The 13049-nt window shown below is 69.8% G+C and carries 1 protein-coding gene (running past one end of the window); it reads left to right on the top strand.

Features of this window, described 5'->3' with window-relative positions; all coding sequences use genetic code 11:
- Nucleotides 1-13049 carry the end of a non-ribosomal peptide synthase/polyketide synthase gene (locus tag CJ179_RS06610; protein WP_257015350.1) on the top strand. It extends 20803 nt beyond the left edge of the window, so 13049 of the gene's 33852 nt are visible here — the last part of the coding sequence; the start codon falls outside the window, past its left edge; its stop codon occupies nt 13047-13049.

Genomic DNA, 13049 nt, shown 5'->3' with positions numbered 1-13049 from the left:
GCGTCGAACTCGGTGAGATCGACGCCGCCCTGACCTCGCAGCCCGACATCGAGTTCGCGGTGACCGTGGGACGCGAGAACCCCGCCGGACTGACGACCCTCGTGTCGTACGTCCTGCCCGCCGACGGCGCGACCGTCGATCCGGAATCGCTGAAGTCGGTTGTCGGCGACACACTTCCGCCGTACATGGTGCCGTCCGTCGTGATCCTCCTCGACGAGATCCCGCTGACCGGCATCGGCAAGCTGGACCGGGCGCGGCTGCCCGAGCCCGAGTTCGTGTCCGCGGGTGCGGAGTTCCGTGCCCCGACGACACCCGTCGAAGAGACGATCGCGGGCATCTTCGCGGACGTGCTCGGACTCGAGCAGGTCAGCGTCGACGACAGCTTCTTCGACCTCGGCGGAAACTCGCTGAGCGCCACCCGGGTCGTGTCGCGTGCCGGACAGGTCTTCGGACTCCGCATCGGCGTGCGGGAACTGTTCGAGGCCCCGACGGTCGCGGGCCTGGCCGCCCGCATCGCCACCCCGGACGAGAACGTCCGGCCACGGCCCGTCCTTGCACCACGGGAGAGGTCTGCCTTCGTCCCGTTGTCGCTGGCGCAGTCCCGGATGTGGTTCATCAACCGCTTCGACCCGGACTCGCCCGCCTACAACATCCCGCTCGCGGTCCGGTTGACCGGCGCGCTGGACGTCGACGCACTGCAGTCCGCGGTGTTCGACGTGCTGGGACGGCACGAGTCGCTGCGCACGATCTACCCGGATTCGGCCGACGGCCCGCACCAGGTGATCCTCCCGGCCGCGCAGGTGCCGATCGATGTCGCACCCGTTCCGGTCACCGAGACCGAACTGCGTGAGCAGTTGGTGGAGATGGTGTCCACCGGATTCGACGTCACCGCCGATGTGCCGCCGATCCGGGTGCGACTGTTCGAGGCCGGTCCGAAGGACTACGTGCTGGCACTCGTCGTGCACCACGTGTCGACCGACGGCGAATCCACCGCCCCGTTCGTGCGTGACGTCATGGTGGCGTACGCATCCCGGGCGGCGGGCCACGAACCCGGCTTCGCGCCGCTTCCGGTGCAGTACGCGGACTACGCGATCTGGCAGCGGGAACTCCTCGGCAGCGAGGACGACCCGGACAGCCTGATCGCCGCCCAGCTGGGCTTCTGGACGAAGACCCTCGCGGGCGTGCCCGACCTCCTCGAGCTGCCCGTGGACCGGCCGCGTCCGCCCGTGCAGTCGCTGCGCGGGTCGCGGATCGATTTCACCGTCGACGCCGAGGTGCACCGCGGACTGGCCGCACTGGCCCGCAGGCACAACGCCAGCGTCTTCATGGCCGTGCACGCCGCGTTCGCGGTGCTGCTCAGCCGGCTGTCCGGCACCGAGGACATCGCCGTCGGCACCCCGATCGCCGGCCGCGGCGAGCGCGAACTCGACGGCGTCGTCGGCATGTTCGTCAACACGCTCGCGCTGCGGGTGCAGGTCGACAGGCGGCAGACGTTCGACGAGATCCTCGATCGCGCCCGGGAGGCCGACCTCGAGGCGTTCTCGCATGCCGACGTCCCGTTCGAGCGCCTCGTCGAGGTCCTGAACCCGGCACGCTCGATGGCCCACCACCCGATCTTCCAGGTGGGCTACTCGTTCCAGAACACGACGAAGGCCGAGCTGGAACTGCCCGACCTCACCGTCGCGCCGCTCGACGTCGAGGGCGACACCGCGCAGTTCGATCTGCATCTGATCCTCGGGGACAGCCCCGAGGGTGAGCAGATGTCGGGTGTGTTCACGTTCGCCACCGACCTGTTCGACGCCGCCACCGTCCAGCGCTTCGCGGACATGTTCCGCCGTGTGCTGGCCGCCGCGGTGGATTCGCCGCGGACAGCGGTCGGCGACCTGCCGCTCACCGGCAGCGACGAGCGCGCACTCGTGGTGTCCGGATGGAACGACACCGCGCAGGCACTGCCCGCGACGACGCTCGCGGACATGTTCGCGGCCGCCGCCGCGGAGAACCCGGACGTCACCGCCCTCGTGTTCGACGGCGAATCGCTCACGTACGCCGAGTTCTCGGCGCGGGTGAACCGGTTGGCCCGGCATCTCGTGGGCCGCGGCGTCGGCCCCGAAACCGTGGTGGGCCTGGCGATTCCGCGTTCGGTGGAACTGCTGGTCGGCATGTACGCGATCGCCGCGGCAGGCGGCGCGTACCTGCCGATCGACCCGGACCATCCGGCCGAGCGCACCGCGTACGTGCTGGAGAGCGCGCAACCCGTCTGCGTCCTGGCGTCCCGCGACGTCGTCGCGGGACTGCCCGGTGGTGTCGACTATCTCCTGCTCGACGAACTGGATCTCGGCGATATCGACCCGGCTCCGCTGACCGACTCGGAGCGGACCGCACCGCTGCGGCCGGAGAACGCCGCGTACGTGATCTACACGTCCGGCTCGACCGGACGGCCGAAGGGCGTGGCGATCGCGCACGGTGCGATCGCGAACCAGCTGCGGTGGAAGCAGTCGAAATACCCGCTCACCGCCGAGGATTCGGTGCTGCTCAAGACGGCGGCCACGTTCGACCTGTCGGTGTGGGAGTTCTGGTGGGCGCTGACCGCGGGCGCACGGCTCGTCGTCGCCGCACCCGACGGCCACCGCGACCCGTCCTACCTGGCCGCACTCGTCGCCGAGCAGCAGGTGTCGACGATGCACTTCGTGCCTTCGCTGCTGTCCGCGTTCGTCGCGGTGGCGGAACCCGCGCAACTGGCGTCGCTGCGCCGGGTGCTGTGCATCGGTGAGGCCCTGCCCGCCGACACGGTGCTCCGGTTCCGGGACGTCTGCGACGCGGACATCTTCAACCTGTACGGTCCCACCGAGGCCGCCGTCAGCGTCACCCACTACCGGTGCGGCGACGAGCGCGACGGTTCGGTCCCGATCGGCAGGCCCGAATGGAACACGCAGACCTACGTTCTCGATTCGCGTCTGCACCCCGTTCCCGCCGGCGTCACAGGTGAGCTCTATCTCGCGGGCGAGCAGTTGGCGCGCGGGTACTTCGGCCGCCACGACCTCACCGCGGAACGATTCGTCGCCGGACCGTTCGGCGAGGCCGGTGCGCGGATGTACCGCACCGGCGACCTCGTGCGGTGGAATCGCGACGGCAACCTCGACTACGTCGGGCGCAGCGACTTCCAGGTGAAGGTCCGCGGTTTCCGCATCGAACTCGGCGAGATCGAGCGTGCCCTCGTGGCGCACCCGGCGATCGCGCAGGCCGTCGTCGTGGTGCACAGCGACCGGCACACCGGCGACCGCCTCGTCGGTTACGTCGTGCCGGAGGCACGCGGTCACTCCGTGCCGGAGCCGGGCGGCGCCGTCGACGACGCCGACGTGCTCGCGTTCGCGGGTAGGTCGGTACCCGGCTACATGGTGCCGTCCGCGCTGATCGTGCTCGACGAGCTGCCGCTGAACATCAACGGCAAGCTCGACCGCAAGGCGCTTCCCGAACCCGAGTTCGGCGGTGCCGCGGACCATTACCGGGCTCCGCGGACCCCGGTCGAGGAAATCGTCGCGGGGGTCTTCGCGGACGTTCTCGGCCACGAGCGGGTCAGCGCCGACACGAGCTTCTTCGACCTCGGCGGCAACTCGCTGGTCGCGACCCGTGTGGTCGCCCGGCTCAACGCAGCCCTCGACACGTCGATCGGTGTGCGCGAGTTGTTCGAGGCGCCGACGGTGATCGCGCTGTCGGCTCGCGCCGAGCAGTCCGATTCGGCGGGTGCGAACCGGCCGGCTCTGGTGCCGCAGTCGCGTCCCGCCCGGATTCCGCTGTCCCCGGCGCAGTCCCGCATGTGGTTCATCAACCAGTTCGACACCGCGTCGGCGGCGTACAACATTCCGCTGGCGATCAGGCTGACCGGCCACCTCGACGTCGCCGCGCTCGAGCAGGCGCTCGGCGACGTCGTCGAGCGGCACGAGACGCTGCGCACCACCTACCCCGACACAGGTGACGGACCGGGCCAGGTCGTGCTGCCGCGGGCCCGGAGTTTCACGGCCCTGGACGTCGAGGACGTCGCCGACGAGACTGTGCTGCGCGAACGCGTGATCTCTCTCGTCACCGCCGGATTCGACGTCGCGACGGCGGTTCCGGTCCGCGCCCGGCTCCTTCGGATCGACGCCGACCAGCATGTGCTGGTCATCGTCGTCCACCACATCTCGTCCGACGGCGCCTCGACGGCACCGCTGGCACGCGACGTGGTGATCGCCTACAGCGCCCGCGCCGCCGGTTCGGAACCCGCCTGGGCTCCGCTCGACGTCCAGTACGCGGACTTCTCGCTGTGGCAGCACGAGTTGCTCGGTGACGAGAACGCTCCGGATTCGCTGGCCACCCAGCAGATCGACTACTGGCGGACCACGCTGAGCGGTCTGCCGGACGTGCTGCCGTTGCCGACGGACCGGCCGCGGCCGCCCGCACAGTCGATGCGCGGCGCCAACTTCGACTTCGAGATCGACGCGGCACTGCGCGACCGGCTCGGGGCACTGGCCCGCGAACACAACGCGTCGCTGTTCATGGTCGCGCACGCGGCGCTGTCGGTGCTGCTCGCGCGGCTCAGCGCCACGGACGACATCGCGGTGGGTACCGCGATCGAGGGCCGCGGCGAGGCCGCACTCGACGACCTGGTCGGCATGTTCGTCAACACGCTGGTGCTGCGCGCGCAGGTCGACGTCGACGCGACGTTCGCCGACCTCCTCGCGCAGGTGCGTCAGCACGACCTCGGCGCGTTCACGCACACCGACGTGCCGTTCGAGCGGCTGGTCGAGATCCTGCAGCCGGAACGCTCGACCGCATTCTCGCCGCTGTTCCAGGTCGCTCTCGCGTTCCAGAACATCGAGCAGGCGCACCTCGAACTGCCCGGCCTGACGGTCGAGGGACTCGACGGTGGGATCAACGCCGCCAAGTTCGATCTGCAGCTCACGCTCGCCGACGCGGCAGGCGCGGACGGGGACGCGCCGATGCGCGGCGTGTTCACCTACGCGACGGATCTGTTCGACGAGCGCACCATCGCGTCGTTCGCGTTCCGCTTCCAGCGCATCCTCGAGGCGATCACCGCCGACGCGTCCGTGCTGATCGGCGACATCGACGTCCTCAGCGAGAACGAGCACGCCGTGCTGGCTCCGGTGCGCGGCGCGGACACCGCCGCACCCGAGCTGCTGGCGGGCATCCTCGCCGCTGCCGCGGCGGTGAACCCGGACGCCGTCGCCGTCGTGTGCGGCGACGACCAGGTCACCTACCGCGAACTCGACGAGCGCTCGAACCGTCTCGCCCGCGTTCTCATCGGCAGGGGCATCGGCGCCGACGACTTCGTGGCGCTGGCACTGACACGCTCCGTCGAATCGATCCTCTCCATCTGGGCGGTCGCGAAGACCGGGGCGGCGTTCGTCCCGGTCGATCCGAGCTACCCGTTCGACCGGATCCTGCACATGGTCACGGACTCCCGCGTGGAGATCGGTCTCACCACCGGCGCCCACGTCGCCGAACTCCCGGACACCGTGCGCTGGCTCGTGCTCGGCGCGGACGAGATGGACGAACTGTGCGCGTCCGTGTCGGACGAGGCCGTCACCGACGCGGACCGCATCCGTCCGACCCGGGTCGACGACGCGGCGTACGTGATCTACACGTCGGGATCGACGGGTCTGCCCAAGGGCGTCGTCGTCACCCACACGGGCCTGGCGAACGTCACGACCGAGCAGGTCGAGCGGCTCCGGCTCACCCCGCAGTCGCGGGTGCTGCACTTCGCCTCGCCCAGCTTCGACGCCTCCGTCTTCGAGTTGCTGCACGCCGTGGCCGCCGCGTCGACGATGGTCATCGCGTCCGGTGTCGTGTACGGCGGAGACGAACTCGCCCGGTTGCTGAAGAAGCAGAAGGTCACGCACGCCTTCATCACACCCGCCGCGCTCACCACGGTGGACCCGGCCGGGTTGGAAGGCATCGAGGTGCTGTCGGTGGCCGGTGAGGCCTGCCCGCCGGAGCTCATGCAGAAGTGGGCACCGGGCAGGCGCATGTTCAACCTGTACGGCCCGTCCGAGGCGACGATCTGGAGCACGTCGAGCAACCCGATGACGGCGGATCGGCCCGTCACCATCGGCGGTCCCACCCGGGGCGTCGACGTGGTCGTTCTCGATTCCCGGCTCACGCCCGTCCCGGTGGGTGTCGCGGGTGAGCTGTACGTCGCGGGTCCGAGTGTGGCCCGCGGCTACCACAACCGGTTCGCCCTGACGGCAGAGCGATTCGTCGCCAACCCGTTCGGCGGTCCCGGTGAGCGGCTCTACCGCACCGGCGACGTCGTCCGCTGGGTGCACGACGACGAGACGGGCGACCTCGTCCTCGACTACGTCGGCCGTTCCGACTTCCAGGTGAAGGTCCGCGGATTCCGCATCGAACTCGGAGAGATCGACGCCGAACTCGGCAGGCACCCGAGTGTCGACTTCGCGGTCACGCTCGGCCACCACCGCGAGCAGACCGGGCAGACCGTGCTCGTGTCGTACGTCATGCCTGCATCGGGCGCGTCGATCGACGTCGCCGAGCTGTCGGCGTTCGTCTCCGAGACCCTGCCCGGGTACATGGTGCCGTCGTCGATCATGGCCATCGACTCGGTTCCGCTGACACCCGCGGGCAAGCTCGACCGCAAGTCGCTTCCCGAGCCGCAGTTCGTGTCGGTCGGCAGTGAATACACCGCGCCGTCGACGCCGATGGAGAAGGCCATCGCCGACGTCTTCGCGCAGGTCCTCGGTGTCGACCGGGTCAGCGTCGACGATTCGTTCTTCGCTCTCGGCGGCGACAGCATCGTGTCCATCCAGCTGACAACCCGGGCGAAGAACGCCGGGGTGCTGTTCACCGCGCGCGACGTCTTCGAACGCAAGACCGTGGCGGCGCTGGCCGAGGTGGCCGCCTGGGCCACCGAGGTCGACTCGGTGAAGCTCGAGGAATTGCCGGGCGGCGGCGTCGGACCGATGCCGCTCACCCCGATCGCGCACTGGCTCGTGGAGACTGCAGGAACCTTCGAGAAGTTCTCGCAGGCCGTCCTGCTGACCACCCCGCCCGCCGTCACGCGAGATCAGCTGGCGGACACGGTGGACGCGATCCTGGCGCGCCACGACATTCTCCGCTCCCGGCTCACGCGGGTCGGGGACGACTGGTCGTTCGAGTCGCTGTCCGTTCGACGCGCGTTCGACGCGGACGAGCTGATCGAGCAGATCGAGTTCACCGACAAGCCGGGCACCGACGAGTTCGAGCGGCTGGCCCGCGCGGCTCTCAGTCGTGCCGCAGACCGCCTCGATCCGGCGGCGGGCCGGATGACGCAGTTCGTGTGGTTCGCCCCGGCGGAGTCGTTGCCGGGTCAGAGCGGACGCCTGCTGGTGCTCGCGCACCACCTCGTCGTCGACGGGGTGTCCTGGCGAGTGCTGTTGCCGGACTTCGCGACCGCGGGTTCGCAGATCATGGCGGGAGCGCCCGCGCAGCTCGAACCGGTCGGATCCTCCGTCCGGGCGTGGGCGCACGGACTCGCCGAGGAGGCGAAGTCTCCGCACCGCGTGGCCGAACTCGACTTCTGGCGCGGCATGCTCGCGGGAACCGATCCGCTGATCGGACGGCGCGCGTTCGATCCGGAACGCGACGTGATCGCCCGGACCGACCGCCTGAGCATGACGTTCTCGACGCAGGTGACGCAGGCGCTGCTGACCACGATCCCGCAGTCCGTGAACGGCGGCGTCAACGACGGCCTGCTCGCGGCGCTCGCCCTCGCGGTGTCGCGCTGGCGTGAACTCCGCGGCGGCACCACGGATCGTTCGGTGCTGATCAACCTGGAGGGACACGGCCGCGAAGAGTCGACCGTTCCCGGTGCCGACCTCGCCCGCACGGTGGGCTGGTTCACCAGCCTGTACCCGGTGCGGCTGGACGTGTCGCGGGCCGATCTCGCCGACGCGTTCGACGGCGGCATCTCGGCGGGTTCTGCGTTGAAGGCCGTCAAGGAACAGTTGCTGGCCGTGCCCGACAAGGGCATCGGCTACGGCCTCCTGCGCTACCTCAACGACGAGACCGCTCCGGCGCTGGCGTCGCTGCCGACTCCGCAGATCGGGTTCAACTACCTCGGCCGGGCGGGTTCGGTGGATCTGCCCGCCGAGATCCGGGATCTCGGCTGGATTCCGGACAGCGACTCGGGTGAGTTCGGCGGCGCCATGGACGACGAGATGGTGGCGCCTGCGGTGCTCAGCATCAACGCCGTGACGTCGGAGACGGCGTCCGGCCCGCAGATCGAGGCCAAGATCGCTTTCGCCACCGAGATTCTCGACGAGGCGGACGTGTGGGAGTTCGCGGAGCTGTGGCACGCCGCGGCGACCGCGCTCGCCGAGCACGCGTCCGGGCCGGAGAGCGGCGGTCTCACGCCGTCCGACGTCCCGCTCGTGACCGTGACGCAGGACGACCTCGAGGCGCTCGAAAGGCGCTACCCCGCCGCGACCGACGTGTGGCCGCTCGCTCCGCTGCAGTCGGGAATGTTCTTCCATTCCGTTCTCGCCGAGGACACGGTGGACGTCTACACCGCTCAGGTGGTGCTCGATTTCCGGGGCGTCGTCGACACCGGCCGCCTCCGCGGCGCGGCGGAAGCGTTGATCGCGCGGCACGCGAACCTGCGCACCGCCTTCGTCCCCGACGATTCGGGGACCGCGGTCCAGGTGGTCGTCGACCACGTTGCGCTGCCGTGGGAAGAACTCGACCTGTCGGCGCTGTCCGAGGCCGACCGCGAGGAGCGGATCGGTTCCGTTCTGAGCGAACACCGTTCGGCGCGGTTCGACATGGGCCGTCCGCCCCTGATGCGGTTCCTGCTGATCCGCACGGGGGAGAGCAGCTACCGGTTCTCCATCAGCAATCACCACATCCTGCTCGATGGATGGTCGATGCCGTTGCTGATGAAGGATCTGCTGGTGCTGTACGCGACCCGCGGAGACGGCTCGGTGCTGCCGCGAGTCCGCGGCTACCGTGACTTCCTCACCTGGCTGTCCGAACGCGACGCCAACGCCTCGCGCAGCGCCTGGGCGCACGCACTGGCCGGGCTGGACGGGCCGACCGTCCTGGCCCCGGCACCTGCCGGCGAGGACCGTCCCGAGCCCGCCGAGATCGCACTGCATCTCGGTGAGGTGGTGAGCGAGAACCTGGCGCGCATCGCGCGGGATCGCGGCCTGACGATGAACACGATCGTCCAGGCGGCGTGGGGTCTGCTGCTGGCCCGGATGACCGCGTCCGACGACGTCGTCTTCGGCGCCACCGTGTCGGGCCGCCCACCGGAGGTCGCGGGCATCGAGTCGATGGTGGGTCTGTTCATCAACACCATCCCGATCCGGGTGCGCGTCGATCCCCGCGAGTCGATCCTCGGACTGCTCGAGCGGCTGCAGGCGGAACAGTCCGCTCTGTTCGACCACCACCACATCGGTCTCCCCGAGATCCAGCAGATCGCCGGAATCGGCGGGCTGTTCGACACGTTGACGGTGTTCGAGTCGTACCCCGTGGACCGGGCCGGACTCACCGAGGACAGCGACATCGACGGCCTGCGGGTCGCCGGGGTGCAGATCAGCGACGCCTCGCACTACCCGCTGAGCCTGCTGGCGCAGTCGGACAGCGAACTGCAGTTGGTCCTGAAGTACCTTCCGGATGTGTTCGGCGCCGACACCGTCGAGCGCCTCGGTGCCCGGCTGAACCGGATCCTGCAGACCATCGCGGCCGGAAGTTCCACTCTGGTGGGCGATCTGGACCTGCTCGCGCAGGACGAGCGCGACCTCGTCCTATCCGGATGGAACGATTCCCGCCGCGATGTCGCGGAAGAATCCGTGGTGTCGATGTTCGGTGCCCAGGTTGCGCGCACACCCGATCGGACCGCCGTGGTGGCGGACCACGTGCGGCTCACCTACGCCGAGTTCGACGCGCGGGTCAACCGCCTGGCGCGGCACCTGATGGCGATCGGGGTGGGACCGGACACGGTGGTGGGCATCGCGATGCGGCGCTCGCTCGACATGCTGACCAGCCTCTACGCCGTCCACGCGGCGGGCGGCGCGTACGTGCCGATCGACCCCGAGCATCCCGCCGACCGGACGTCGTACGTGGTGGACAGCGCCACGCCGGCCTGCGTGCTGAGTTCGGCCGACGACATCGCGAACCTCGACGTGGAGGTCCCGGTGTACCTGGTCGAGGACTTCGACCTGTCCGGGTACGGCGACGGTCCGATCGAGGACACCGAACGGCTCGCCGACCTGCGCCCGGACAACCTGGCGTACGCGCTGTACACGTCGGGTTCGACGGGACGTCCGAAGGGTGTGGCGATTCCGCACTCGGCGCTGGCCAATCAGCTGGCGTGGATGCGCGATGTCTACGGCATCGACGCGCAGGACGTGGTGCTGCAGAAGACGCCGTTCACGTTCGACGCCTCCGTGTGGGAGCTGTTCCTGCCGTTGGTGGTCGGCGGAACCCTCGTGATCGCGTCACCGGACGGTCATCGCGATCCCGAGTACATGGCCGCGACGGTCGACACGGAATCGGTGACGGTGATCCAGTTCGTCCCGTCCGTGCTCACCATGTTCCTCGACGCCGCGACCGCCGACGGGTGCGGTTCGTTGCGGCTCGTGTTCGCGGGTGGTGAGCCGCTGCCGCAGTCGGCCGCCGAGCGGGTTGCAGCACTCGGCTCCGCGGAGCTGGTGAACCTGTACGGCCCGACCGAGGTGACCATCAACTCGACGGCCCACGTGGTGGACAGGTCGGGGACGGCGACGATTGCACCGATCGGTTCGCCGGCCTGGAACACGCGGGCCTACGTGCTCGACGCCCACCTGAACCCGGCGCCGATCGGTGTTCCCGGCGAGCTGTACCTCGACGGCGCGCAACTCGCGCGCGGCTACGTCAACAGCGCTGCGCTGAGTGCGGAACGGTTCGTCGCCGACCCGTTCGGTGATCCGGGTGTGCGGATGTACCGCACCGGTGACCTCGTCCGGTGGAACGAGAGCGGTGCCCTCGAGTTCGTGGGCCGCACCGACTTCCAGGTGAAGGTGCGCGGACTGCGCATCGAGCTCGGCGAGGTCGAGGAGGCCTTCGTCCGGCACGGCGACGTGGCGCAGGCAGCCGTGATCGTGCACACCAGTGAGGTGGGCGCGCGGCTCGTCGCCTATCTCGTGCCGAGGCCCGACGCGGCCATCGACCAGGCGGCGCTGAATGCGTTCGTCGCGGAATCGTTGCCCGAGTACATGATCCCGGATTCCGTGATGGTTCTCGCGGAGCTTCCGCTGGGCACCAGCGGCAAGCTCGACCGGCGCGCGCTGCCGGTGCCGGACTTCGCGTCGGCGGCCGAGTTCCGCGCGCCGCGCACCGACACCGAACGGGCACTCGCCACCGTGTTCGGGGAGCTGCTCGGCCGGGAGCGCGTCGGCATCGACGACTCGTTCTTCGAACTCGGCGGCGACAGCATCGTGTCCATCCAGTTGGTGGCGCGGGCGCGTTCGGCCGGTATCCACTTCACGGCGCGCGATGTGTTCGAGCGGCGCACCGTTGCCGAGCTGGCAGCAGTGGCCGATTCGGGCGAGTCCGCGGCGGCGGTACTGGCCGAGTACGAGGAGGGCGGCGTCGGAACGGTGCCGCTGACCCCGGTCGCCCGCAAGATGGTCGAGCGCGGCGGCGACTTCGACCGATTCGTCATGCCGTTGTTGCTGACACTGCCCGCCGGGATCGAACGCGAGCAGGTGATCGCGACGATCACCGCGGTGGTCGACCGGCACGACGTGCTGCGGTCGACACTGGTCACGGACGGTGCCGGGGACGCGCTCGAGATCGCACCCGCGGGCAGCGTCGACCTCGACGCCACCGTGCAGCGGGTGGAGATCGCGGCCGGTGCCGAGCCGGGTTCGCCGGAGTTCGACGCGGTGGCGGGTGCGGCATTCGATGCGGCGCTGGATCGTCTCGATCCGCGCACTGGGTCGATGCTCCAGTTCGTCTGGTTCGACCCCGCCGAGGCGGATCGGCGCGGACGGCTCCTCGTTGTGCCGCATCACCTCGTCATCGACTCCGTGTCGTGGCGGATCCTGGTGCCGGACTTCGCGACCGCAGGCGCCCAGATCGCAGCAGGCACGACGCCGTCGCTGGAGCCGGTCGGAACGTCGCTGCGGCGGTGGACCGACGGTCTGCTCGAGGCGGCGGCGACACCGGAGCGGGTGGCCGAACTCGCGGTGTGGGAACGGATGCTGACCGCTCCGGATCCGCTGCTCGGATCGCGTGAGCTGGACCTGCGCACCGATCTGGTCAGCACGCTGGAACGGACCCGGGTGGACGTGCCCGCACCGGTCACCGAGGCGTTGCTGGGCGGCACGCCGGGTGCGCTCGACGGTGAGATCGGCGACGTCCTCGCGGCGGCCCTCGCGTTGGCGGTGGCCGCGTGGCGGCGCGACCGCGGAGTCGAGGCCTCGTCGACGGTGGTCACGCTCGAGGGTCACGGACGTGAAGAGTCCGCGGTGCCGGGTGCGGATCTGTCGCGGACGGTCGGCTGGTTCACCACGATGTACCCGGCACGGCTCGATCTCGCCGGGGTCGACATCGCCGACGCCCTGCGGGGCGGTGCGGGCGCCGCGGATGCGGTGCGCGCGGTGCGGGATCAGCTGCGTGCGATCCCGGACCGGGGAATCGGATACGGACTGCTGCGGTACCTCAACCCCGACACGACGTCGGTGATGAGGAACTGGCCGGAACCGCAGATCGTGTTCAACTACATCGGACGCGTCAGCGCCGCCGAGGTTCCCGAGGCGGTCCGCGGACTCGACTGGCTGCCCGACTTCGAGACGCCCGTCGCGGGCGGATTCGAGAACAGTGCGATGCCCGCCCAGGCCGTTCTCGACATCCAGTCGGTGATCTCGGAAACTGCTGAGGGCCTGCAGTTGTCGGCGTTCATGTCGTTCCCGCCCGGCATCCTTTCGGCGCCGGACGTGGACCGGTTCGGGCAGTTCTGGGTGGCGGCGCTCACCGCGCTCGTGGCTCAGGCCGAGGAGCGGTCCGGGAACTGA

Origin of the sequence: Rhodococcus sp. ACS1, from assembly GCF_002300155.1 — a bacterium.
Taxonomy (GTDB): Bacteria; Actinomycetota; Actinomycetes; order Mycobacteriales; family Mycobacteriaceae; genus Rhodococcus_F; species Rhodococcus_F koreensis.
This window is presented reverse-complemented; position numbering and strand designations above follow the sequence as displayed.